26 protein-coding genes are annotated in these 25,420 nt (G+C 38.2%); 9 read left to right on the forward strand and 17 right to left on the reverse strand.

Going from position 1 to position 25,420, the window contains the following annotated elements:
- Window positions 1–50: 50 nt before the first annotated feature.
- From KIM67_RS09555 to KIM67_RS09570, 4 genes are all read right to left on the reverse strand, one after another.
- Entirely contained in the window at window positions 51–2,321 is a 2,271-nt protein-coding gene (locus KIM67_RS09555; protein WP_213831102.1) for an aconitate hydratase, read from the reverse strand.
- 100 nt (window positions 2,322–2,421) lie between these two features.
- The gene (locus tag KIM67_RS09560) at window positions 2,422–3,375 is read right to left on the reverse strand and encodes a MoxR family ATPase (RefSeq protein WP_213831103.1); all 954 of its coding nucleotides are present in this window, start codon (window positions 3,373–3,375) and stop codon (window positions 2,422–2,424) included.
- Window positions 3,376–3,379: 4 nt separating this feature from the next.
- A complete protein-coding gene (locus KIM67_RS09565; RefSeq protein ID WP_213831104.1) occupies window positions 3,380–4,792 on the reverse strand; it encodes a peptidylprolyl isomerase in 1,413 nt (470 codons plus the stop codon).
- Window positions 4,773–5,708: a peptidyl-prolyl cis-trans isomerase gene (locus KIM67_RS09570; RefSeq protein ID WP_250149221.1), complete on the reverse strand. Its 936-nt coding sequence runs from the start codon at window positions 5,706–5,708 to the stop codon at window positions 4,773–4,775. The genes KIM67_RS09565 and KIM67_RS09570 overlap by 20 nt, the downstream gene beginning before the upstream one ends.
- A 64-nt stretch (window positions 5,709–5,772) precedes the next feature.
- Here KIM67_RS09570 and KIM67_RS09575 point away from each other — a divergent pair, with 64 nt between their 5' ends.
- The 6 genes from KIM67_RS09575 to KIM67_RS09600 all read left to right on the forward strand — a co-directional run bounded on the left by KIM67_RS09575 (window position 5,773) and on the right by KIM67_RS09600 (window position 11,923).
- Entirely contained in the window at window positions 5,773–6,225 is a 453-nt protein-coding gene (locus KIM67_RS09575; protein WP_213831105.1) for an SRPBCC family protein, read from the forward strand.
- Between the two features lie 5 nt (window positions 6,226–6,230).
- A complete protein-coding gene (locus tag KIM67_RS09580) occupies window positions 6,231–6,488 on the forward strand; it encodes a hypothetical protein (protein ID WP_213831106.1) in 258 nt (85 codons plus the stop codon).
- A gap of 10 nt (window positions 6,489–6,498) precedes the next feature.
- Window positions 6,499–7,641 carry a serine hydrolase gene (locus KIM67_RS09585; protein WP_213831107.1) on the forward strand — a complete coding sequence of 381 codons (1,143 nt, stop codon included), beginning with the start codon at window positions 6,499–6,501 and terminating at the stop codon, window positions 7,639–7,641.
- A gap of 130 nt (window positions 7,642–7,771) precedes the next feature.
- Window positions 7,772–10,132, forward strand: coding sequence for a DUF2339 domain-containing protein (locus KIM67_RS09590; protein WP_213831108.1), 2,361 nt, complete (start codon window positions 7,772–7,774; stop codon window positions 10,130–10,132).
- Window positions 10,116–11,339 (forward strand): DUF3999 family protein, encoded by a 1,224-nt coding sequence (locus KIM67_RS09595; protein ID WP_213831109.1) that lies wholly within the window; start codon window positions 10,116–10,118, stop codon window positions 11,337–11,339. The genes KIM67_RS09590 and KIM67_RS09595 overlap by 17 nt, the downstream gene beginning before the upstream one ends.
- 149 nt (window positions 11,340–11,488) lie before the next feature.
- Window positions 11,489–11,923, forward strand: coding sequence for a BLUF domain-containing protein (locus KIM67_RS09600; protein WP_213831110.1), 435 nt, complete (start codon window positions 11,489–11,491; stop codon window positions 11,921–11,923).
- A gap of 83 nt (window positions 11,924–12,006) precedes the next feature.
- On the opposite strand, the gene KIM67_RS09605 is transcribed toward KIM67_RS09600, so the two are convergent.
- Window positions 12,007–12,525, reverse strand: a complete 519-nt coding sequence (locus KIM67_RS09605) for a fasciclin domain-containing protein (RefSeq protein ID WP_213831111.1) — start codon at window positions 12,523–12,525, stop codon at window positions 12,007–12,009.
- A 119-nt stretch (window positions 12,526–12,644) separates the two neighbouring features.
- Here KIM67_RS09605 and KIM67_RS09610 point away from each other — a divergent pair, with 119 nt between their 5' ends.
- Window positions 12,645–13,208 (forward strand): RNA polymerase sigma factor, encoded by a 564-nt coding sequence (locus tag KIM67_RS09610; RefSeq protein WP_213831112.1) that lies wholly within the window; start codon window positions 12,645–12,647, stop codon window positions 13,206–13,208.
- Window positions 13,205–13,960, forward strand: a complete 756-nt coding sequence (locus tag KIM67_RS09615; protein WP_213831113.1) for an anti-sigma factor domain-containing protein — start codon at window positions 13,205–13,207, stop codon at window positions 13,958–13,960. The genes KIM67_RS09610 and KIM67_RS09615 overlap by 4 nt, the downstream gene beginning before the upstream one ends.
- Before the next feature lie 13 nt (window positions 13,961–13,973).
- Here KIM67_RS09615 and KIM67_RS09620 read toward each other — a convergent pair whose 3' ends face one another.
- From KIM67_RS09620 to rimO, 3 genes are all read right to left on the reverse strand, one after another.
- Window positions 13,974–15,596 (reverse strand): Gfo/Idh/MocA family protein, encoded by a 1,623-nt coding sequence (locus KIM67_RS09620; RefSeq protein ID WP_213831114.1) that lies wholly within the window; start codon window positions 15,594–15,596, stop codon window positions 13,974–13,976.
- Between the two features lie 12 nt (window positions 15,597–15,608).
- The gene (locus KIM67_RS09625) at window positions 15,609–16,079 is read right to left on the reverse strand and encodes a DoxX family membrane protein (RefSeq protein ID WP_213831115.1); all 471 of its coding nucleotides are present in this window, start codon (window positions 16,077–16,079) and stop codon (window positions 15,609–15,611) included.
- Window positions 16,080–16,169: 90 nt separating this feature from the next.
- Window positions 16,170–17,477, reverse strand: a complete 1,308-nt coding sequence (rimO, locus tag KIM67_RS09630) for a 30S ribosomal protein S12 methylthiotransferase RimO (protein ID WP_213831116.1) — start codon at window positions 17,475–17,477, stop codon at window positions 16,170–16,172.
- A 126-nt stretch (window positions 17,478–17,603) separates the two neighbouring features.
- Here rimO and KIM67_RS09635 point away from each other — a divergent pair, with 126 nt between their 5' ends.
- The gene (locus KIM67_RS09635) at window positions 17,604–18,695 is read left to right on the forward strand and encodes a serine hydrolase (RefSeq protein WP_213831117.1); all 1,092 of its coding nucleotides are present in this window, start codon (window positions 17,604–17,606) and stop codon (window positions 18,693–18,695) included.
- Between the two features lie 168 nt (window positions 18,696–18,863).
- On the opposite strand, the gene KIM67_RS09640 is transcribed toward KIM67_RS09635, so the two are convergent.
- The 9 genes from KIM67_RS09640 to KIM67_RS09680 form a co-directional block, all read right to left on the reverse strand.
- The gene (locus KIM67_RS09640) at window positions 18,864–20,561 is read right to left on the reverse strand and encodes an amidase family protein (protein WP_213831118.1); all 1,698 of its coding nucleotides are present in this window, start codon (window positions 20,559–20,561) and stop codon (window positions 18,864–18,866) included.
- Window positions 20,528–21,394: a DUF2911 domain-containing protein gene (locus tag KIM67_RS09645; protein ID WP_213831119.1), complete on the reverse strand. Its 867-nt coding sequence runs from the start codon at window positions 21,392–21,394 to the stop codon at window positions 20,528–20,530. The genes KIM67_RS09640 and KIM67_RS09645 overlap by 34 nt, the downstream gene beginning before the upstream one ends.
- Before the next feature lies 1 nt (window position 21,395).
- A complete protein-coding gene (ftsY, locus tag KIM67_RS09650) occupies window positions 21,396–22,352 on the reverse strand; it encodes a signal recognition particle-docking protein FtsY (RefSeq protein ID WP_213831120.1) in 957 nt (318 codons plus the stop codon).
- Between the two features lie 180 nt (window positions 22,353–22,532).
- Entirely contained in the window at window positions 22,533–22,685 is a 153-nt protein-coding gene (locus tag KIM67_RS09655; RefSeq protein ID WP_097047502.1) for a DUF4295 domain-containing protein, read from the reverse strand.
- Between the two features lie 10 nt (window positions 22,686–22,695).
- Window positions 22,696–22,878, reverse strand: coding sequence for a 50S ribosomal protein L33 (rpmG, locus tag KIM67_RS09660; RefSeq protein ID WP_031444791.1), 183 nt, complete (start codon window positions 22,876–22,878; stop codon window positions 22,696–22,698).
- A gap of 27 nt (window positions 22,879–22,905) precedes the next feature.
- Window positions 22,906–23,133 carry a 50S ribosomal protein L28 gene (gene rpmB / locus KIM67_RS09665; RefSeq protein WP_163419616.1) on the reverse strand — a complete coding sequence of 76 codons (228 nt, stop codon included), beginning with the start codon at window positions 23,131–23,133 and terminating at the stop codon, window positions 22,906–22,908.
- A gap of 73 nt (window positions 23,134–23,206) precedes the next feature.
- A complete protein-coding gene (locus KIM67_RS09670; protein ID WP_213831121.1) occupies window positions 23,207–24,454 on the reverse strand; it encodes a competence/damage-inducible protein A in 1,248 nt (415 codons plus the stop codon).
- Complete coding sequence (locus KIM67_RS09675) at window positions 24,455–24,793, reverse strand: Hpt domain-containing protein (protein WP_213831122.1); 339 nt, start codon at window positions 24,791–24,793, stop codon at window positions 24,455–24,457.
- The gene (locus KIM67_RS09680) at window positions 24,793–25,404 is read right to left on the reverse strand and encodes a fumarylacetoacetate hydrolase family protein (RefSeq protein ID WP_213831123.1); all 612 of its coding nucleotides are present in this window, start codon (window positions 25,402–25,404) and stop codon (window positions 24,793–24,795) included. The genes KIM67_RS09675 and KIM67_RS09680 overlap by 1 nt, the downstream gene beginning before the upstream one ends.
- Between the last annotated feature and the right edge of the window lie 16 nt (window positions 25,405–25,420).

Below are 25,420 nucleotides of genomic sequence, written 5' to 3' on the forward strand. Positions count from 1 at the left end.
AAACTCCTGATACATATCAGGAGTTTTTTTCAAATTATCGCTTAGATGAACTATGCATTCTCTTTTTTAATGACATTTAATGCAGATCCTTCTTTAAACCAATTGATTTGTGCATCATTGTACGTATGATTTGCAATTATAGTATCCGTACTGCCATCCTTATGAACAACCTCTATCGTTAAAGGCTTATCGGGTGCAAAGCTTTCGATATCCACAAAATTGAAGGTATCATCTTCTTGAATTAAATCATAGTCTTTTTCATTGGCAAAAGTAAGCCCCAACATTCCCTGTTTTTTCAGGTTGGTTTCATGTATTCTGGCAAATGATTTCACCAACACTGCAGCAACGCCCAAATGTCTTGGTTGCATTGCGGCATGCTCTCTTGATGAACCTTCCCCATAATTATGATCACCCACTACGATGGTCTTAATACCTTCTTTTTTATAATCACGTTGAGTATCTGGCACTGCTCCGTACTCTCCGCTCAACTGATTCTTCACAAAATTGGTTTGTTTGTTGTACGCGTTTACAGCACCAATCAGTGTATTGTTTGCAATATTATCCAAATGTCCTCTGTAGCGCAACCAAGGTCCTGCCATAGAGATATGATCGGTAGTACATTTACCAAATGCTTTGATCAGCAGTTTAACGCCTCGCAATTGTTCAGGCTGAATAGGTACAAACTGATCTAGTAGTTGCAATCTTTCTGAACTGGGCGAGACGACAACCTGAACACCGCTACCATCTTCCATGGGAGCTACATAACCAGCATCTTCAACAGCAAATCCTTCAGGTGGCAGCTCGTAGCCTCTTGGTTCGTCCAAAAGTACTTCTTCGCCATCCTCATTGATCAATTTATCGGTCATTGGATTAAAATCCAATCTCCCAGAAATTGCAATTGCAGTAACCAGCTCGGGCGAACCTACAAAGGCAAGTGTGTTTGGATTACCATCGGCACGTTTCGCAAAGTTTCTATTGAACGAGTGTACAATCGTATTACGGGGGCCATCGGCAGCTTTGTCGCCATAGCGGTCCCACATGCCTATACACGGACCACAGGCATTTGCAAATACCGTAGCACCTACACTATCAAAAGTATCTATGAACCCATCACGGTCAATCGTGTAGCGTACTTGTTCAGAACCCGGGGTTATGGTAAACTCCGACTTCATCTTTAATTTTTTATCAGCAACTTGTTTAGCCAAAGAGGCAGCTCTGGAAATATCCTCATAAGAAGAATTGGTACAAGAACCTATTAAACCAACTTCAACATTTAAAGGCCAATCATTTTTCTTAGCGGCTTCACTCATTTCTGATATGGGCGTTGCCAAATCTGGAGTAAAAGGCCCGTTTAAATGTGGCTCAAGTGTATTCAGGTCAATCTCGATAACCTGATCAAAGTATTTTTCAGGATTTTCATAAGCATCTGCATCTGCTGTGAGGTGTTCCTTTACCTCTAGAGCGGCATCAGCAACATCGGCCCTGTCCGTTGCCCTTAAATAACGGTCCATGGATTCATCATAACCGAAAGTAGATGTTGTTGCACCTACCTCAGCACCCATATTACAAATAGTGCCTTTTCCTGTACAGGACATGGATACGGCACCTTCCCCAAAATATTCGATAATTGCTCCGGTTCCTCCTTTAACGGTCAGAATATCGGCAACTTTTAAAATCACATCTTTTGGGGCTGTCCAACCAGATAGTTTTCCAGTTAATTTTACCCCGATCAATTTTGGAAATTTTAATTCCCATGCCATTCCGGCCATAACATCGACCGCATCGGCACCTCCTACTCCAATGGCGACCATTCCCAAACCTCCGGCATTTACCGTATGGGAATCGGTTCCTATCATCATTCCTCCAGGGAATGCGTAGTTTTCCAATACAACTTGATGAATAATTCCAGCACCAGGTTTCCAAAAACCTATTCCGTATTTGTTTGAAACGGATTCCAGAAAATCAAAAACTTCATTACTGGTCTCGTTTGCTCTTTTTAAATCCGTTTTTGCATCGACCTTAGCTTGAATCAAGTGATCACAGTGTACCGTAGTTGGAACTGCTACTTTTGGTTTACCGGCATGCATAAATTGTAGTAACGCCATTTGAGCCGTTGCATCTTGACACGCTACTCTATCTGGGGCAAAATCAACGTAGTCTTTACCTCTGGTAAATTTTTCGCTGGGTGTTCCTTCCCACAAGTGTGAATACAATATTTTTTCTGCAAGGGTCAGCGGTCTGCCTACTAGTTCACGGGCTTTTTCTATTCGCTCTCCCATAGAAGCATACGCTTCTTTAATCATATCAATGTCAAACGCCATTCTACAATTGGATTTTAAGATTTTGTAATTTCGTAAATTTAGTGAAATACCTACGATTTAGGAATTAGAATCTACTAAATATGCAGGGGAAGTTTTTAATTTATAACAATTCTGAAATAATATTTTCTTCAGAAATGCCTTCCGCTTCTGCCTTATAATTTTTTAGGATTCTGTGACGTAATATACCCATGGCGACAGCTTTTACGTCCTCAATATCTGGTGAAAACTTTCCATGTACAGCGGCATTTGCCTTTGCGCCAAGAATTAAGTTTTGCGAAGCTCTTGGTCCCGCTCCCCAATCTATATAGGTATTGACGAACTCTGATGCCCCATCCAATCCGGGTCTTGTCTTGTTTACCAATCGCACAGCATAATCGATAACATTGTCCGGTACCGGAATCCTTCGTACTAAATGCTGAACTGCAATAATCTCTTCAGCATTGAACAAGGTGTTGATGTTTGCGGTTTCATCGGTCGTAGTGGATTTTACAACATCTATCTCTTCTTCGATTGAAGGATATTTTAGTTCTATTGCAAACATAAAACGGTCCAATTGCGCTTCCGGCAATGGATAGGTACCCTCTTGTTCAATTGGGTTTTGTGTGGCCAATACAAAATAGGGCATATCCAATTTATATTGTTGACCTGCGATTGTTACGGCTCTCTCCTGCATTGCTTCCAAAAGTGCCGCTTGGGTTTTTGGAGGGGTTCTATTGATTTCATCGGCCAAAATAATATTGCCAAATACAGGACCTTTAATGAATTTAAAGTTTCTGTTTTGGTCAAGGACTTCACTTCCTAAAATATCACTAGGCATTAAATCTGGAGTAAATTGTATCCTTTTGAAATCCAATCCCAAGGTTTGGGCAATTGTATTGACCATTAACGTCTTGGCCAAACCGGGAACACCTATTAAAAGCGAATGCCCTCCTGTGTATATGGATAATAAGATTTGCTCGATTACATACTCTTGGCCTATTATAATCTTGGCAATCTCATTTTTTAAGGCTTGATGTTTTTTAACAAGGTTTTCAACTGCTATAACGTCCGACATGCATCTACTCCTTTACCCAATTGTTTGCAAAATCACAGTCTCTGTTTCCATCGTTTACATGAATATAAGTATCTTCTATATGATCTCCCATCCACTCTTTGATCGCTTCAAACTGTTTTTCTCTTAGGGCCAACTCTTGAATTTTCAGATAATCTTTTGCAAAATCAGCTTCGTGCTCATCAAAGCGATTGGAGATTTTCATGATCTTAAACTTTGGCGGGCCTCCCCTTTGGTCGTTTTCGCGTATGGGCCTTGAAATTTCTTCGTCTTTTAAATTACGGACCTGATTGTAAAGCTCGGGATCCATTTTGGTAAGTTCAAAACGGGAATCAAAGTTGATAGGGTTACGCAGCAAACCACCATCAAACTTGGTCTCTTTTTCATCCGAAAAATTTAATGCAGCTTCCGCAAAAGTATATTTTCCGTCAATGACCTGTTGCCTAATGGTATCTAGTTCTTTTACCGCTTTATCTATGGTTGCTTGAGGAATCTCGGGAATTATAAGAATATGACGTAAATCCAACTCTTGTCCTCTGATTTTTTCAATATAAATAATATGATAGCCAAAAGCCGTTTCGAAAGGTTCTGAAATCTCGCCTTCTTGCAAGCTGAACGCAACGTCCTTGAACTCTTTGACAAATGGGGTTTCCCTTGTCATGCTATAAAAACCGCCTTTGGATTTTGATCCAGGATCTTGGGAATAGAGGATTGCCTTTACATTAAAACTTGCGTCGTTGTCCTCAACGTCTTGTTTAATCTGATTTAACCTATCAATTACCTTTTGTTTCTCTGCTTCGGGGGCCTCAGGCTGTTTCACGATTTGCGCAATCTCTAATTCAGCTCCAAAAACTGGCCTTTGATCATCTGGAATCTTTTTGAAAAACTGTCGTACTTCTTCTGGGGTTACTTCTATTTCCTCTACAATCTTCCCTTGCATTTTTTCCGAAAGCATCCGAAGTTTATTGATTTCAAAAAGCTCCGCTCTAAAACTTTCGATGTCGGTTTTGTTGTAAAACTTCAAAACTTTTGCCATGGAACCCACTTGAGCAACCAGCTGTTGGATTTGTCTATCGCTCTGCGCATTCACTTGATCATCGGAAACAAGTAAACTGTCTTGTACCGCCTGATGGGCATAAAGACGATCCTCCATTAATTTTCCCAGCAAGCTACATTTTGTGATATCCTGTGTGGACGCACCTTGACTTTTTAAATCGATGAGTGTTTTTTCGATATCAGAATCAAGAATAACATAATCGCCAATAACCGCGGCAATACCATCTAATTTTATTTTTTTGGTGTTGGTGGTACTATCTGTTTTCACCATTACCGCTTCATCTGCAGTTTCTTCTTGTGCGCTCAAAAGTCCGCATACCGCAAAAAATAGCAGGGCCAACACTTTATTTTTCATCTTTTTCATAAACTTCGAATTCGTTTTTCTGTATTGCTTCATCAAGGATTTCCGTTTCTAGCTTCCGAACGTAATCCAATCTTCTTCTATTAATTATCAATTGTCTTATATCTGGTGAAATGTATTCAAAAGGAGCAGTATCGTTGATTTCCAATACATCTTTCACACTTCCCAAATATACTTCTAAGGAATCCTGTAATTCAAAAAATTGTGATTTTTTTAAATAGTCCTCTTCGTTGAGCGAAGTTAACGGTGGTATTTCCTCTATAACCCTAGATGCACTTACCCAAATGGAATCGTTAAAATGGATTTTTTTGAACTGTACGGCTACAGAATCCAAATAACGTTTGTCCTTCTGTTGCCAATCCTTCATGCTTTTGATTACATCGTCTTTGTGCAAAAACTGGGTTGGCAATCCCACAAATCTAAGTTGCACCAGTCGTTCGCTAAGCTTAAAGTTTTCTTTTTCTTTTTCGTAGTACTGCCTTAACTGTTCGGTTGTCACAGCAGTATCTTGAGCTTGCAATACCAGTGCCTCTATGTATGCCCTAGTGTATAAATCTGCCCTGTAGTCATCTACAAGGCGGTCAAATTCGCTCAATTTTTCTTCAGGAAGGTTAATCTTGGATTTTGACAACAACAATTGTTTTGAGGCCCAATTGTTAATGTAGTTGCTTACAAACAGGGCACTATCTTGTTTGGACATGTCATCATTGATCAAAGAAGCGATATCTTCTCCATATAAGAAAGCATCCCCAACTCTAGCCAAAGGTTCTTTTTCTTCCTTGTCCTTAAAAAGTGAATTACATGATGATAAGAACAATAGTCCTATAACAAAAAGGCAAGCAATCTTATTTCTCCGTAGAAAAAGCATTCCGCAAAAATAACAATAACTTAAAGTCCCACAAGAAGGTTTTGTTCTCATTAACAGATTTTTAGTAGGCAGGGCTATTCATATAATTTCTTACATTAGTGAAAAACCTTCCAAGATGAAGTATACTTCTGAAATAACGGTCAATTTAAATCGTAAGGCGTTCTTGGAAAAATTGAACAATCCGGAAGATATGAAACATTGGCAAAGAGACTTGATCAGTTATGAACATCTTTCAAAAAATCCCGGGGAAGAAGGGGCCCAAATGAGTATGGATTACAAAATGGGGAAACGGGGGTTTAAAATGGTAGAGACCATCATCAAGAACAATCTTCCTGAAGAACTCCATTCCATGTACGATACCAAAGGTGTGCAAAACATACAGAAGAATTACTTTAGCGAAATAGGTGGAAAAACCAAATGGATATCGGAAAATGAATTTATTTTTTCTGGTTTTGGTATGAAATTGATAGGTTTGTTGATGCCCGGAGCTTTTAAAAAGCAATCCAAACAATACATGGAAGATTTTAAGGCGTTCGCGGAAAACAATATATCGGTACTTGATTCCTGATCGAAATGGAAAAAGCTTTAGATAGAAAAATAAAACTGATTTGGGATTTTCGTGGTCCCAGTGCACTGAAAATTGCGGAACATCATGAAAAACATTTAAATGAATTCGTAGCCCTAGAAAAACTAAAACTAGACATTACAGGTCACCAACAGTTTAACGAAATGCATAGCATAGCTTATCTGGTGGTGGAAGAGGATGAGATGAAAAAGGTTCGTGATGCCTTAAAACCACATCGGGGAGAGATTTACCTTGAAAGCAACTAAACCAAGCGACATGTCAAAAAAATACGTTGTGCCCATATTGCTGATTATAGCTTTAGCCGGGTTTTCTTGTTCTGATAAACCCCAACAAGACCCCTTAGAAAAAGTACTGTCCACCGATAGCGTGCTGATAAAAAAAGTAATGGACAGCATAGATCAGTATGAAGTCCAGATACGCTATACCCAAATAGATAGAAGGAACGATAGTGTTCTCTTTACAGATTTTGACTTTCAGGTCGATAAGAAACAGTATTTCTACCCTGCAAGTACCGTTAAGTTTCCTGCAGCAGTAGCCGCTTTGGAAAAAATCAACGAGATAGACTCTCTTTCCGTCTCTACCCGATTCTATATTGAGGGAGATTCCACAGAAACGACTTTTGCAGAAGCTATTTCACAAATTTTTGCTGTTTCCGATAACGCGGCAAACAACCGCTTGATAGAGTTTTTGGGCCAAAATGCATTAAATGAGCGTATTGGATCCAAAGGGGTAGAACCAATTCGAATAGCACACCGCCTATCCACATCAAATGCAGATGATGTCACAACGAAACCCTTGGTGACCTATTTGAACGATTCTACCACCACAACGAGTAAACGCATCATCAACACTGCTCCAAAACCGTTAGAACTTTATAAAATTGAAAAAGGAACTGGATTTTACAGTGAAGATTCATTGCATATGGGTGCTTTTGATTTCTCCTTAAAAAATTACTATCCTATCGAAGCCCAACATGCTTTGCTAAAACGCATTATTTTTCCTCAGCATTTCCCAGAGGAACAACGTTTTACTATTAGCAAAACTCAGCACGAACTGCTACTAAAAGCTATGCATACACTACCAAAAAATCTAGGGTACGACACGGAAGAGTATTATGACAGTTATGTTAAATTTCTTATGTTTGGTGATTCTGAGGAGTCAATTCCAGACTATATAAAAATTTACAACAAGGTTGGGTATGCCTACGGAACCCTAACAGATTGTGCCTATATCAAAGATGTAAAGAACAACATTGATTTTATGATTACAGCAACAATCTTAGTAAACAAAGATGGTGTTTTTAACGATAACGTATACGAATACGATGAAATTGGAATACCATTTTTGGCTGAATTAGGACGGCAAATCTATGCTGTAGAATTAGAACGAAAAAGGTAGTTTTTAAACAAATACCCCTAAAACGGGGGTGTTTTGATAATAAAAACCCCACTATCTTTCCAACAAATTAAGGTTACAACCGTTTTTATTAACCAACAAAGATGGCGGAAACCAACTTAATTAACCAAATATGGCCGAAAACCAAGAACAAATTGACAAGCTTCTAGAAAGGCTGGAGCTAATGTTAAAAAAACAGCAGGACTTCGATATAGAAATAAACGAACTGCGAAAAGATATTCAGACCCTTAAGAATGTCCAAGTTGAGAGTGTTATTGAAAAAGACACTGTCAATATACCTGAAAAAACCGCTCAACAAATAGAGCAACCTACCGAACAAGCTGAACCAATCACTAAGGAAAATACAGACTTAGTTGAAAAAGAATCTGCACCTCAGCAAATAACACAACCCAAAACAGTACGGCCTAAAAAGGGAAAATCCAATTTGGAAAAGTTTATTGGTGAAAACCTTATTAACAAAATTGGTATACTTATTACGGTCATAGGGGTTATTATAGGTGCCAAGTATTCCATTGAAAATAATTTGATCAGCCCACTTACTCGAATCGTACTTGGGTATCTTGTTGGTTTGGGATTGATTGGCTTTGGTATTAAGCTGAAATCAAAGTATGAAAACTATAGCGCTGTTCTGGTCAGTGGTGCTTTAGCAGTACTCTACTTTATAACGTTTACAGCTTATGATTTTTATGCACTCTTTCCCCAGACTTTAGCTTTTGTTCTAATGTTAGTTTTTACGGCATTTGGTGTGGTTGCAGCGCTTAATTACAATAAGCAGGTGATTGCCCATATTGGGCTTGTAGGCGCTTATGCTGTGCCATTCTTATTAGGTGATGGTTCCGGTAGTGCATCTGTACTTTTCGGGTACATGGTCATCATTAATATTGGAATTGTGATTATAGCTTTCAAAAAATATTGGAAGCCGCTATACTACTCTGCCTTTTCCTTTTCGTGGCTCATCTATCTTTTTTGGATTATTGCTTCATATGAAAAAGAAAACCAGTTTGCATTAGCATTGATAGTGGCGAGTGTATTCTTCACTATTTTCTATGCTACTTTTCTTGCTTATAAATTAATTCGCTCAGAAAAATTTAAAGCATCCGATGTTATCATGCTCTTGTTCAACTCCTTCATATTTTATGGTTTCGGCTGTGGATTACTGGCACAAAATGATACGGGAGCACAACTTTTGGGTGTTTTCACTTTATGCAATGCATTGGTTCATTTTGGGGTTTGTGTATTGATATTCAAGAAAAAAATGGTAGACCGGAATTTGTTCTATCTCGTATCTGGACTAGTGCTAACTTTTATTACCATTGCCATACCGGTACAACTGGATGGCAACTGGGTTACACTTTTATGGATGTTGGAAGCTTCGCTATTGTTTTGGATAGGTCGCACTAAAAATGTACCTGTCTACGAACATTTGTCATACCCATTGATGATTTTAGGATTTTTTAGTCTTACGCAAGATTGGACACTAAGTTATTTTGATAGCTGGTTTGGGGAAGAAAAAGTAGTTTTTAAATCAGTATTGAACATAACTTTTTTAACATCTATAATAACCTCGTTATCCTTTGGTTTTATCAATTGGTTAAATCACAAGTATCAAATTAAAAAGAAAACTGTTGTATCCATAATAATGTCGATAGGAATTCCTACGCTTCTCATTATCACTTTGTACTTCTCGTTCTATTGGGAAATCGTCTATTATTGGGAACAGTTATACAAAGGTTCAAAAATCGAAATACTTGAAGAAAGTATGAACTACGATCAGTTCAATTATAGTTTACGCAAACTAAGTTCAGTCTGGATTTTTAATTATTCGCTTCTGTTCCTAAGTGTTTTAGCAGTTGTAAATATTCAAAAGCTGAAAAATAAAGTTCTGGGCATCATAACGCTCATCCTATCCATTTTGGTTGGTTTTTCTTTTTTGACCGGTGGGCTGTATCTACTAAGCGAGCTAAGGGAAAGTTATCTGGATCAAACTTTAGCGGAGTATTATGATATAACTTCATATGCTATTTGGATCAGGTATGTTGCAATCGCCTTTTTTACGGTTTTGTTGATAACCGTCAATAAAATGATCAGAAAACCCTTTATGGGTATAAATTTCAAGATTCCATTCGAAATTCTTGTTCATACTTCTATACTTTGGATTGCGAGCAGTGAGTTGCTCAATTGGATGGACATCTATGGTTCCGACCAATCTTATAAGCTAGGGTTGAGTATTCTTTGGGGACTGTATTCGCTATTATTAATAGTACTTGGTATCTGGAAAAAGAAAAAATACTTGCGCATTGTGGCAATAGTTCTTTTTGGCATAACGCTCTTAAAACTTTTCTTCTACGATATCGCATCGCTCAATACCATTTCCAAAACCATAGTATTCGTATCTCTTGGTGTACTATTGCTCATTATCTCTTTTCTATACAACAAATACAAACATATTATCACAGATGAGGACGAGAAATAAATTTTACGGTCTTTTATTGATTCTTTTTTGTAATTCGATTTTTGGACAATTACAAAAGTACGATGCTAAAATGGCGTTAGAAGAAATAACGGACCAATGGCATACAATCACGTTACCTTATCCAGTTTTTGATAAAGTAAAACAGGACATGTTTGATATCCGTGTCTATGGTATAACTGCTACTGATACCCTTGAAGCACCTTACATTCTCAAAGCTTTGAAGGGAGAAAGCGTTAAAAAAAATGTTGACTTCAAATTACTGAACACCACTAAGGATGGTAACGGTTATTACTTCACTTTCGAAGTTCCTACTACAGAAGTCATCAATCACATAAAGCTGAACATCAATAATGAAAACTTTGATGCAAAACTGATTCTGGAAGGAAGCCAAAACCAAAACGATTGGTTCACCATTTTGGAAGATTATCGTATCCTTTCCATTAAAAACTCGCAGACCAATTATAGCTTTACTGAACTGGATTTCCCCAATTCAAAATATTCATATTACCGTGTTTTTATACAAACTGATGAAAAACCTATTTTGGATTCAGCCAGTATCGCAATGGACAATACGGTCAAGGCTACCTATACGAACTATCGAATGAAAGGGTTTAGGACAGTTCCTGTAGAAAAAGAAACCTATATCGATATTTATCTAAAACAACGTGTTCCACTGAGTTTTCTAAAAATCAACGTGAAAGACACCTTTGATTACTATCGCCCAATAACCATTAAATATGTTACGGATAGTGTAGAGACCGAAAAAGGCTGGAAGTATTATTACAGAAACCTTACCTCAGGAATTCTAACCTCTATAGAAAAAAATGAATTTAAGTTTCCTAGTACATTGGTAAAAAGCTTACGGGTAGAAATTCAGAATCATGACAATCAACCCTTAAAAATTGGAACTATCGAAGCCAAAGGATATGCTCATGAACTTGTTACCCGTTTTACCGAACCTGCCGACTATTTTCTAGTCTACGGAAACTCCAATGCAAAAAAACCTATATACGATATCACTTTAACAAAAAGTAATATCCCTGAAAACCTATCTAAACTTAGTTTCGGACCCCAACAATTAATTCCAAAAACCGAAAAACCACAGGTAGAACCATTATTTGAAAATGAATGGTGGTTATGGGGCATTATGGTTCTTGTAGTTTTACTATTAGGTGGATTTACCTTAAAGATGATGCAGAAGGGATAGCATAAATGGTGCATAGATGCTATTTAAATCTAGTTAAAGACATTGAGAAAAATAAGATGTCTTTATGGTATTGACTTGATACATAAAATTCATATTTCCAAATAATAATTTCCAATATTTGTAGTTATTAACTTACAAACCTAAGTGCTATGAAGTGCGTCCTATATATCAGCAAAGCCCTAAAATCATTTACCAACGAAGAATTGGAGCTACTCTCAATAACCTCTACCGGTAATAATCAAAAAAAAGATATTACAGGCTACCTGTATTATGAAAACAAACGTTTTTTACAATACATGGAAGGAGAAGAGCACATAATCAATCAAATGGTAGATAAAATAGCGCATGATGAAAGACATGAGCTTTTGGCCTTAATAGAAAAACAGGATTTGGTCCATAGACGTTTCCCAGAATGGGGAATGAAAAATATTGCCGATTTAATGTTCTCGAACAGTGCTATAGAAACCACTATAATTCAAACAATGTCAATTTTTGGAGAGAATCACTTAAATATCTCTGAAAGAACACAGAAAGAACTGTTCAACCTTATGGACGATTTATCTTCGGTTTCTTTAGAATCATAAGATTCCCGTATTCTTGGCCATTACGCCAAGTAACGAAAAAAGCACCGCCAAGGCAGTGCTTTCAACCGATAAAACAAGTAAACTTAATTGGGCATTACAACATCTTCAATGATGTGAATCACACCATTGGAAGCCATCACATCCGTCTTAGTTATTTTACTGTAGTTTCCGCCAGCATCCATTAGATAAATTCCACCATCTTTTTTCATAGCAGTGATTTTCCCACCGTTTAACGTGGTAAGCTCAGCTTTCCCGTTTCCTTTATCCAAGGCGGCAACGACATCTGCAGCAGCTATTTTACCAGATACTACGTGATACGTTAAAATGGAGGACAGTTTTTCCTTGTTCTCGGGTTCCAATAGTGAGTTCAGCGTTTTGGAATCAATCTTCGCAAATCCAGAATTTACTGGAGCAAACACGGTAAAAGGTCCGTCACCTTTAAGAGCTCCAACCAAATCTGCAGCCTTAAGTGCAGTGACCAAAGTTGAAAAATCATCTACAGATACAGCAATATCCACAATATCTTTAGATTCCTGGGCTTTAGTTTGCTGCACGAACAAAATCAATGCAAATGTTGAAAGGATAAAAATTAATTTTTTCATTTTTTTGTTTTTTAGATTTAAGTTTTAATATTAATTTTTGGCGCGCTTTACATTTTCATATACACACAGTTTTCTTTTATGGATGAACCCAGTAGTTTTTTATCATATCTTTAACATTGATGAAAAAGCCCCATAGCGATCAAAAACTCATTTTAAACTTATCCAACGGAGATAAAAATGCACTCTACTTGTTGTACGACAACTATAGCGGCGCATTATATGGCGTTGTTTTGCGCATTTGCAGGAACGAAACGCTTGCACAGGATGTATTACAGGAAACTTTCGTAAAAATTTGGAAAAATAGTAGTAGCTATGACCCGGAAAAAGGAAAATTTTATACTTGGGCCTACCGAATCGCAAGAAATACAGCACTTAATGCATTAAGAAAAACGGACAACCTCATCCAAAACGAGGATTTAAGTGTATATACCAATAAAACATCTGCCGAACCCGAACCCGACTATATACAATTGAACGGTTCAATAAATACGTTGGAGCCCCACCATCAGACGGCAATAGATTTGGTCTATTTTAAAGGATATACCCATCAAGAAGCACATGAAGAAATGGGCGTACCCTTAGGAACCTTTAAATCCTATATTAAACAGGCATTGAAACAATTACGAAAAACCTACACCAAACAATTAGTATGGGTTTATTTTATTTTTGAAATGATAGCATGATGGAAAAAGATAAAATATTGGACGAAGGACTTTTAGAGCAATATTTGATTGGAGAACTTTCCGAAGAAGATGCTTTAATGGTGGAAAGTGCCCTACAAAAAGACATTGAGCTAAAACAACATTTTTTGCAGATGCAAGATGACTTTGAGAAAATGGGTTTTGAAAATGCGGTTACCCCTCCATTTCAGGTAAAATATGAGTTACAAAAAAGATTAGAAACACCTTTAGCGAAAAAAACCAATCGGATGCCTTTGTTAGTAGCAGCAAGTTTGGCATTGGTTTTTATGCTCAGTACTGTTTGGCTATATACAAAATGGCAAAATACCGAGAAAAACCTAGAATCATTACAAATTACAACAGCGGACTTACAAAACCGATTGGATAACTTGGAGCAAAGTTATCTTCTTACCTCAAATCGTTTAGAAACGATCAATAACCCAAATGTTATTCCCCTTATACTTTATGGTAATGATATTGCCCCCAATTCCAAAGCAGTTGCCTACGTAAACCATACAACTAAATTGGTTGTAGTAAATCCCCAGGGACTGCCTAAGCTCCCTGCCAATAAAACCTATCAAATGTGGAGTGATGTAGATGGTGAAATGATCAATATGGGGATTGTTCCAACAGACGAAGAATTGGTTACCCTAAAATACATTGATAGAGCTGAATCCTTAAATATCACCATTGAACCTGCAGGTGGTAATGACCATCCTACGGTAGAACAACTGGTATCATACGTTTTGCTCTAATCAATGAATCAACTTACAATTGTTCCGTAGCAACTGGAAATATTTCGGATTTCCCATTCGAAAGTAGTACTTCATCAAAATTGACTCCAGCTATGGGCTTGATAACTTCCATATCGGTATCCCATTCTATTTTTCTACCTAGTTTCCATGATATGCCGGCCATATGAGCGGCTATCGCCTCTTCAAAACCTTCTTTGATTCCACAACTTACATTTCCACCGTTTTTGATGGCACTTAACCATTCGCGCATATGCAAAAATGTAGAATCGACTCTTTCGCCATTGATATAAGTCCACATAAGCCCTTTGTCCGCAAAGTATTGCGAGGTAGCTGAGGATATTGCATCAGGCACGTTGGCCCCAGGATTATATTGGTAAATGGGTATGTGGGGCAGCATCTTTTCAGCCTCCAACATCTCGGCATAACGCGTTGATGCCATATCCGGCCAAACGGTAAGGGTATTGCCCAATTCCATGGTTGCATCATGCCCCATCAAAATTGTGGGTCTACTAAATGCATTTCCTAAAGTAGCACTATAACAAAACGTCATTCCCTTTTCTTTTCCCTGAGCTTGACTACTTCCAGTACTGAATTCGGGGAATTCCATATTTACCTGTAGTACATCGGGAACATCGCGTCCATCATTATGGGTATATATTCCTCCTGATGCAGATACCGAATGTGGGATGCCCATGTTGAGCACACAGTTGAGTCTGTCATAATCATGGGTCAATAAATCCCCTGAAAGGCCAGACCCATAGGCCCACCACTTACGCCATCTAAAAAAATGGTTTTTATTGAAAGGAATTTTTGGTGCAGATCCCAAAAATTGTTCCCAATCTATAGTATCGGGATTTGCTTTAGAGTGGATATCATAGTTCCATGCACCATTATCATCATTTCTATTGGTATTGGTCTGTATTAGAGAGATATGGCCCAAAGTTCCTTTCTCTACTATATCCTTTGCCGTTTTAAAACTAAGTGTTTGCCTGTGCTGATGCCCCACTGCAAAAATTGCTTTGGATTGCTCTGCAGCCGTTCTTAAAGAATAGGTTTCATCAACGGTATGTGTCATCGGTTTTTCAACATAAACATGAATGTTGTTGTTCAACGCTTCAATGGACATGGGAGCATGCCAATGATCAGGTGTAGCAATGACGACTGCTTCTACCTCTCCGCTATGAATCATCTCCTGATAGTTGTCATATCGTTTTACTTTATGCTCCGATGTAGAAAAAGAATTTATCGCACGTTCTGCATTAACATCAAAAACATCGCACACTCCTACCAACTTTACATTGAGTTTATCTTGATTTAAAAAATCTTCCAGAGCTTTATTTTTTGGGTCAATTTCAGCTTCGATCTTCATTTCTTCCATCCATTCTTTTGTAGCAAACCCTAAAGACCTACACAGTTGTTCTCCCCTAATCCCAAAACCAATGATACCAACTTTGATGGGTTCTCCGCCAATATTAGGCACCATAGGTGGTAAAGAAGGAGTTATGTCAAGCTGTTGCAATATCTCTGTCCTTCCCCTTCTATTATAAACCGTATTGGCCGCACCGGCCCACCAAACCGCCCCTAAAATGGGAAGCCCACCCAATCCTTTTAGTAAATCTCTTCTTGACCACTTCATAGCTTTACGTTTTTATAGGTTTTTTTTGATAAAATAGTTAAGGCCAAAATAATGACCTGTAGGAAAGTTGTATATCAGAATACATGCAATCAGTTCGATAAGATTTTTGTTAACGAACCAATAGTTACCTTCGGTATTTAATTGGTCTAGCCACGGAAAAGGTGGGTGGGCCAAATAGTACAAGGCTAAAAGACCTATTGCTACAATCGCTCCTTTTTTCTCAAAAATCCCTAAAGTGAATGTAACCCCTACTATTATAAGAGCGGCCATGTTCAAAACATCCACCCAACCTATTATAGATGGATTGATGAGCAAGAAAAAAAAGGGTTTTAAAGGTCCTTGGGCAGAAGCTAGATAGCCAAAGGAAGTCCATTCGGGATTAAACAGTTTAATAACTCCTTCGTACAGAAAGTGCCAGCCAATAAAAACCCGAAGGAGCACAATACTAATGTTGACATTTCTGTCCTTATTACTATCGATCATTGTGTTAGGTTTTTTGATTCGGAAATTCGGTGAATCTAAAACTACAATGAACTGGTTTTAAAAACTATGACAATTGTCAATACAAGATAGCTATGAGGTGACAGGAACCGCATAAAGGTCAAAGTCCGCAGCTTCGGTAATTTTGACATTTACAAAATCCCCTATCTTAACGTAATGCTGGGTCGCATCGATTAAAACCTCATTATCAACATCCGGCGAATCAAACTCGGTCCTGCCCACAAAATAGTTTCCTTCTTTACGGTCAATTAAACAACGAAAGTCTTTACTGATCTTTTCTTGGTTAAGCTCCCAAGAAATCTGTGATTGAATCTCCATAATCTCATTGGCACGTTGCTGTTTTACTTCCTCTGGCACATCATCTTCCAAGGAATATGCATGGGTATTTTCCTCATGGCTATAGGTGAAGCATCCCAATCGTTCAAAACGCATATCCTTTACCCAGTTTTTTAAAGTCTGAAAATCTTCTTCGGTCTCTCCAGGATATCCCACGATAAGCGTTGTTCGTATCGTCATTTCGGGAACGGCATTTCTAAGATCCTGTAAAAGCTTTGTCGTTTTTGCCTTGGTAGTTCCCCTGCGCATACTTTTTAAGATAGGGTCAGCAATGTGTTGAAGCGGAATATCGATATAGTTACAAACCTTGGGCTCTTTTTTCATTACATCCAAGACATCCATAGGAAAACCCGTTGGAAAGGCATAGTGCAGTCGAATCCATTCAATACCATCTACTTGTACCAACGCTTGAAGCAATGTTGCCAGATTTCGCTTTTTGTATAGGTCCAGACCATAATACGTTAAATCCTGCGCTATTAAAATAAGTTCCTTAACTCCTTTTGCCGCTAATTTTTCTGCTTCAGATACCAATGCTTCAATCGGTTTGCTTTTATGTTTTCCACGCATTAATGGAATAGCGCAAAAAGAACAGGGTCTATCGCACCCTTCGGCAATTTTTAGATATGCATAGTTTTTGGGCGTGGTTGTTAATCGCTCCCCTATCAACTCGTGTTTATAGTCAGCTCCAAGTGCCTTCAATAAATTCGGAAGATCGCTGGTTCCAAAATACTCATCCACATTTGGAATCTCTTTTTCCAGATCGGGCTTATACCGTTCGCTCAAACAACCGGTCACAAACACCTTATCTACATTACCTTCCTCTTTTTTTTGGACATACTCCAAAATGGTATTTACGCTTTCCTCCTTGGCATTTGCAATAAACCCACAGGTATTGATAACAACAACGTTCCCTTCCTCCTCATGGACTACTTCTTTATTATTGGCACGCAATTGTCCCATGAGGACTTCAGAATCGTAGATATTTTTGCTACATCCTAGCGTTACGACGTTGATTTTATTCTTTTTTAAGGATTTTGTCCGCATACCGTTGTAAAATGGAGTGCAAAAATACAACAAGACAAGGCATTACATCGATTTAGGTGCATATTTTTCAAGAACCAACGTTAAACCTATATAAGAATGCATGGTCTAAATCAAAAATCCCAAATCATGAAAAAATCATTACTTATATCCCTTCTTACCTCTTTTTTACTTTGGAATTGTTCCGATTCTTCTGGCAACGGTGACGGGCAAGTAGATGAGCGTGATATTGAAAATGTCTACTTCCCCCCTGAAAAATCCGTGGAATGGGAAACCGTTTCTGCCACAACTTTAGGTTGGAACAGCGATTCTGAACAGGATGTCCTTGATTTTTTGGAAGAAAACAAGACCAAAGCCTTTATCATCTTAAAGGATGGTCGAATTGTGATAGAAAAGTACTTTGGCGACCACACCCAAAATACCAGCTGGTATTGGGCATCGGTAGGTAAAACGCTTACTGCTTTCACAGTAGGAATCGCCCAAGAAGAAGGGCTTTTGGATATTGATAACAGAACTTCGGATTATTTGGGCGAAGGCTGGACGAGTCTTTCTTTAGAAGATGAAAACAGAATCACCATTTGGCATCAATTGACCATGACCAGTGGTCTGGACGATACGGAATTTGATTGTGTAACTCCAGGTTGTCTTACCTATATTGAAGATGCCGGAAAAAGATGGGCTTATCACAATGGACCTTACACCTTGTTGCAAAGCGTTGTTGCCAATGCTGCGGAAGAGGAATGGAAAGCGTATTTCAATGAAAAACTAAGGGATAAAATTGGGATGGATGGATTTTGGCTCCCTACCAATGACACCAACAATGTATTTTTTAGCACAGCTAGAAGTATGGCTCGTTTTGGTTTATTAAATCTAAACAATGGTACTTGGAACAACGAAACCATTCTTGGAGATGCGGATTACAGAACCGATATGAAGAATACCTCCCAAAATTTGAATAAATCCTATGGCTATCTTTGGTGGTTGAACGGGAAACAAAGCTACCGAGCTCCAGTGGTACAAACAGAATTTCAAGGTGAACTTATTCCCAATGCACCTAGCGATATGTATACAGGTTTGGGAAAAGATGACCAAAAACTCTACATTGTTCCAAGCAAAGGTTTAGTTATTTTACGAATGGGTGAAGATGCTGGAGGAGATGTGCTCGGACCTTCCAGTTTTGATAATGAGCTTTGGGAAAAGCTAAATACCTACATAAACTAGATTATTGATAGCCAAGAGACTATATTGACTTAGCGTTTAGTGGTCGGTGGTCAGTGGTCAGTGGTCAGTGGTCAGTGGTCAGTGGTCAGTGGTCAGTGGTCAGTGGTCAGTAAAAAAATTAAAAAACCATCTTACTGCAAACACTGGTTTCATACTCCAACACAAAAGTCAATCCATATAACCTTCTGGAATTTTCCGCACCTTGGTCAAGCTTTCAAAAGCTGCGCCCAATTCATATAGTTTACCTTCTTGATACTGTTTAGCAATAAAGGTCAGACTAATCGGTTCTCCAGATTCCTTATATCCCATAGGAACGGTAAGTGCGGGATATTCCGCTGCTGCTGCAATCCCTGCATCGTAATTATTGATGGAAAGCACGGCATCCAATTGGTGTTTGTCCATAGGACCATTCAAATACTTCCGACCAGCGGCCTTCAATCTATCTTTAATTTCCTTTAGCCCATCCGTAGATGTTGAGTCAGCTAAAATACCATCAAAACGAGCTTGTCCATAGGGAATCCTTATTAATGAATCCTGCAGATTGAATGCCACGGCATCTGCAACGTTTTCAATCTTTACCGCATCTTTATCTTTCACCTGGGTTTTTAGATAAACAGGAAGGTCATTTTTCATATCGATATTTAAAATCGAAAGAAACCCATCAAACGCTACTTCCATGGGTTCAAATTCAATAATGGTGGCACCAGCAGCCTTTAACTTTTCCATTGTAATTCTATAAATGGAATCTGTTTCGATGTAGTTTTTAATCGCTCCAAAGCGTTTTCCTTTGAGCAATGGAGTTTCTGTTGTATACCATTTTTCATCCCAATCCGTTTGTACAGACTTGCTGTCTTCTTCATCATAACCTCGCATAGCATCCAAAAGAATACCATTATCGATGACACTCTTGGTCATGGGTCCGGGAGTGTCCAAAGTGCTGGAAATCGGAACTATCCCGGTCCGGCTCAAAAGTCCAATGGTAGGTTTCATCCCAACAACAGAATTTTGACTGGAAGGCGAGAGAATAGAACCCGAAGTTTCTGTACCCACAGCCGCTACGGCATAATTTGAAGCAATTGAAGTTCCACTTCCAGCACTGGAACCACCAGTATCAAAAACCATTCTACCATAAGGATTAAGGGTTTGTCCACCCACCGCACTTTGTCCATTGGGGCAAACACCACAAATAAAATTAGCCCATTCACTTAGATTCACCTTACCCAAAATCAATGCACCTTTTTCCTTAAGACGCTTTACGATAAATGAGTCATCTGTTCGGTTTTCCATCAAGGCAATGGCGCCAGCCGTGGTTTTCATATTTTGAGCACCGATATTATCTTTCAATAAAATGGGCATTCCATAGATGTTATGGTGTCCTTTTGAGTCTGCATCTAAATTCCGAGCTTCTTCAAGCACATTAGGGTTTAATGCAATCACAGTATTTAAGGTCGTACTATTATCCAACTCATATTTATAAATACGGTGCAAGTAAAAAAGCACCAATTGCTCATAGGTAAATTTACCTTCTGAGATATGTTGCTGAATCGAAGGGATATTCTGCTCTAAAATCAAAGGTTTTAAAGATTCGTATGTAGCAGAATCAAAAGCGGAAACTTCTTCATAAAGTGGTAAAAAGACATCGTTTTTATCCAATACTTTAGATTGTATAAACTTGTATCGCATTCGCTCCTTTTCATGCTCAGCATTGGCAGCAACTTCTGCTGAATCATTATAGGATTGCCACAATACAATCACTTCTTTTTCCTTGGATTCTTTAGCCTGTTGTTTGCAACCGACAAATAAAATAAAGCCAGTAACAAAGAGTATATAAGTTAATCGTCGTGATCTTGAAGTAAGGTTTTCCATGTATTGATGTTCTTTTGGTTCATACGAACAAACTCGTCCTTGTCCTGCTTTTGAGCTAAAGCTAAGGATTTTTGCGCAGATGTTATTGCATCTTCATAGTCACCAAGTGCAGCTTCTACCAAACTTTTTACTCTGTGAAAATAATAGGTATCACCACCTAATTTCAAAGCTTGTTTCAAATACTGCAAAGCACGAGGATATTCTATTTTTTGCTCTTGTAGATAGCGCGCAGCTTCGTAGTATGTTTGTGCCGTAGGATTTTCTGAAAGCTGTCTCGCTATTTCCATTTCCATCTGTGCGTGGGTATCTACAGTAAAGGGTATGATTACTTTGGTATTTGCCCAAATTAACCCCATCTGAATAGTACTATGGGTAATGGAATCAAAGACAATTAAAAAATTCTCTTGGTATTCCCGGTTTTTCTGAGGTTTTACCGTAACACGAAATAAGTCTTCTTCTGGATTGTAGTTTTTACGACCATCTCCCCAATGTTCTGTATTGGCATGAAATGCTATCTGCCAATTTTCTTCTTCCGGAAATGCATACAATGCATAAGTACCTTTGGGCAAATCATTTCCCAAGATGTTCATATCCGTATCCACGGTAATTTTTGTTGATGCATTGGCCCCTACCCGCCAGATACGGCCGTAAGGTACCAAACCACCAAAAATTTTACGCCCTCTAGTTGCTGGACGCGAATATTCCACTGAGATTTTGGAAAGACCGATTTCCTGTTCTATTGTAGCAAGTGGGCTGGCTTTAGGGTGTTTTATTTGTGAATAAGATGAAACGATAACTACTAAAAAAAAAGAATTTATCAGTACCTTCTTCATCTTAGATTTTAAAAAAAGAATCGACAAACTCATACTTATTGAAGACCTGTAAATCATCTATACCCTCGCCTACTCCAATATATTTTACGGGTATCTGAAACTGGTCTGAAATACCGATTACAACCCCGCCTTTGGCCGTGCCATCCAATTTGGTTACCGCCAAACTACTAACTTCTGTGGCCTTGGTGAACTGTTTTGCCTGTTCAAAAGCATTTTGCCCTGTTGAACCATCCAATACCAGCAATACTTCGTGCGGAGCGTTGGGAACGACTTTTTGCATCACCCGTTTCACCTTAGAAAGTTCATTCATTAGATTGACTTTATTGTGCAATCTACCCGCAGTATCGATTAAAACGATGTCTGCATTGTCCGCCACTGCTGAATTAAGTGTATCAAAAGCGACGGATGCAGGGTCACTGCCCATTTTTTGTTTAATTATGGGTACGTCAACACGTTTTGCCCAGACTTCCAACTGATCAATTGCCGCGGCTCTAAAGGTATCCCCTGCTCCCAATACCACTTTTAATCCTTGGTTTTTGAATTGGTTGGCCAGCTTTCCAATAGTCGTGGTCTTCCCCACGCCATTTACACCAACCACCATAATCACATACGGTCTTTTGTCAGTCGGGACAACAAACTCGGTATCTTCACCAATATGCGTTTCTGAAAGTAGGCCCGCAATTTCCTCTCTAAGAATCGTATTGAGCTCATCGGTTCCTAAATATTTATCTTGAGAGACCCGCTTTTCTATACGTTCTATAATCTTTAGGGTAGTATCAACACCAACATCCGAAGTAATCAAAATTTCTTCGAGGTTATCCAAAACCTCGTCATCAACTTTGGATTTACCTGCTACTGCTTTGCTCAATTTGCCAAAAAAACTCGTTTTTGACTTTTCGAGTCCCTTATCAAGGGTTTCTTTTTTGTCTGAAGAAAAAATCTTTTTAAATAGGCTCATATACAATCAACATAAGCGTCAAAGATAGGAAAGTAAGGGGAGTTTTGTTAAAGCTATCGAATAGTTTAGCATAGAATAAAACTCCTAAATTTAGTTTTTAAATCATTGTTCTTTTTGAAAAAGTCCAAAAATAAAAAAAGCCGCTTAAAAAGCGGCTTAATATATCGTGATAGGGGTTGGTTATTTTTTGTTCAACCAATCGTTCACTAATTCTGGTGACATTACCGACTCCACAAAAGTATATGCTCCAGTTTTAGGGGATTTTACCATTTTGATGGCCTTTGTCAATCTTTTTGAACTACCCTGTAGTGTTGCTACCGTTTTCTTTGCCATGGTTCAATACTTATTTAATTTCTTTATGAACTGTCATACGTTTTAGAATAGGATTGAATTTTTTGATTTCCATCCTATCTGGCGTATTCTTCTTATTTTTCGTAGTAATGTAACGCGAAGTTCCTGGCATTCCAGATTCTTTGTGCTCTGTACACTCTAAAATAACTTGAATTCTATTTCCTTTCTTTGCCATTGTATCGTACTTAAAATGTAATCTTTACTATTTTTTGGAGTTCATTTCCTTTAAAACAGCAGAGATTCCCTTCTTATTGATAATTTTTAAACCTCTGGAGGAAACGTTCAAAGTGACCCAACGGTCTTCTTCGGGAATATAAAATTTCTTTTTAGAAATATTTACATCGAATCTTCTCTTGGTTTTATTTATGGAAAAGGATACGTTGTTTCCAAACATCACCTTTTTTCCTGTAACTTCACAAATCTTAGACATCTCCCTAACTTTTGAGTGATTTTATTGAGGCTGCAAATTTATGGCATTTTAATGGGACGCACAAAATTCTTTTTTAGAAATTTAAAATTTCTTTTAGTACTAATTCAAATGCCTTGTTTACAGACTTCTGTACGATACGCTCTCTGTGATTTCCCATGACGAATTTTTTAGCAAAAGTACGCTCGGGAGTACTTATCCCAATAAAGACCGTTCCCACTGCTTCATCTGAATCTCCCTTGGCAGGACCTGCATTTCCCGTTGTTGCAATAGCGAAATCTGTTTCCAATAGTTGTTTAACATTTTCAGCCATTGCAATTGCCACTTCTTCACTGACCACAGAATATTTTTTTACCAACTCTTCGGATACGCCCAGAGTCTTAACCTTAGCTTCCGTTGCATAACTTACAATACTTCCTTTAAAATAAGCTGATGCTCCCGGAACAGAAGTTAGTTGTTGTGCTATTTTACCACCTGTAAAACTTTCTGCAGTGGACAATGTCAGCTGTTTTTGGGTTAACAGTTTTCCAACTTGTACTTCTATGGACTCGTCTTCTTCTTCTCCATAGATAATATCACCAATCAAAGGATAAAGCTTTTTCACTTCGGATTCAAGTGCGAGCACCAAACTTTCCTTATCCGTTCCTTTTGTACTAAGTCGGAGTCTTACCCGGCCCAAGTTGGGCAAATATGCCAGCTTTATAGCATCTGGCAAGTTGTCCTCCCAGTCCTCTATTTTTTCTGCAATAGCACTTTCACCCAAACCATAGGTCATTATGGTTTTATGGATAATATATGGACGTTCGTATTCATTTATAATTTTTGGCAGAATAGCACTTGTCATAAGACCCTTCATCTCAAAAGGTACTCCTGGCAAAGAAACGAAAACAGTTTTTCCTTTCTTCATCCAAAGTCCTGGGGCGGTACCATGCGCATTATGTAATATCTCAGCCTTAGAAGGCACCAAAGCCTGTTTTCTATTTAGGTCGGATATTGGCGTGGGAATGTATTTTTTGAATAGCATCTCAATATGGGCCAAGACCTTTTTATCCAGAACTAGCTCATCATCAAAGAACTGACACAGCGTTGACTTGGTGACATCATCTTTAGTAGGGCCCAAGCCACCTGTGATAATAACCACGGAAGACCTCTCGTGAGCTATTTCCAAGGCATCTAAAATATGGTTTCGGTTATCTTGAATTGATGTTATTTGATAAACCGAAACCCCTATTTTATTTAACTCTTTGGATATAAATGCAGAATTGGAGTCTACAATTTGTCCAATGAGGATTTCATCCCCAATGGTAATTATTTCTGCCTGCATTTATAAGTCAAAGTCTTTTTTAAGTTCTGAAATTACTTGATGTACATCCTTTTTAAGCATTGGAAATTTATCTTTGATTTCATGCATATTTGAAACATTCTTTCCTAGGGTTTCAATTTCAAGTGCAGTAGCTCGTGTTTGTTCCATACCCAATAAATCCACGTTCGGTTTTATTTTATGGGCCAACTTGTACACGTTTTCATAGTCCTCGCTTTCAATAGCTTTTTCCAAACCTTCTAAATCTGTGGGGACTTCTTCCAAAAAAACAGAAATTACAGAGACTATAAAATCTTGATCGCCTTCTGCCATTTCATTTATTTTGTCGAGGTTGTATATCATTATTTCACATTAATTTCAAACATCGTTTCTCCTTCCAGTGTACCAGAAAGGTAATCATTTGGACTTACTTTACCAACCCCGGCTGGTGTACCAGTAAACAGAATATCCCCTTTTTTAAGCATAAAATAGGTAGAAACATATGAAATTAACTCATCTATCTTCCACAGCATCAGCGATGTATTACCAATTTGTACATTTTCCCCATTTTTTAACAAGGAAAACCTTAATTTGTCAGTATTTTCATACTTATCTTTAGACATCCATTTACCTATGACTGCTGCTCCATCAAAACCTTTTGCTTTTTCCCATGGCAAACCTTTTGCCTTGAGCTTGGATTGAAGATCTCTTGCCGTAAAATCTATTCCCAATCCAACTTCATCATAATAGGTGTGCGCAAACTCTTTTGCAATGTGTTTTCCTACCTTCTTTATTTTAACCAAAACTTCTACCTCATAATGTATATCGTTGGAAAATTCAGGAATATAGAAATCTTGCTCCATGGGCAGAATAGAGGAATCTGGTTTTATAAAAACGACAGGTTCTTCTGGACGTTCATTTTTTAATTCGTCAATATGGGCAGCATAATTTCTGCCGATGCATATCAGTTTCATAGTGTTATAATAATTG

Source organism: Flagellimonas sp. 389, assembly GCF_018449435.1.
Lineage (GTDB): Bacteria > Bacteroidota > Bacteroidia > Flavobacteriales > Flavobacteriaceae > Flagellimonas.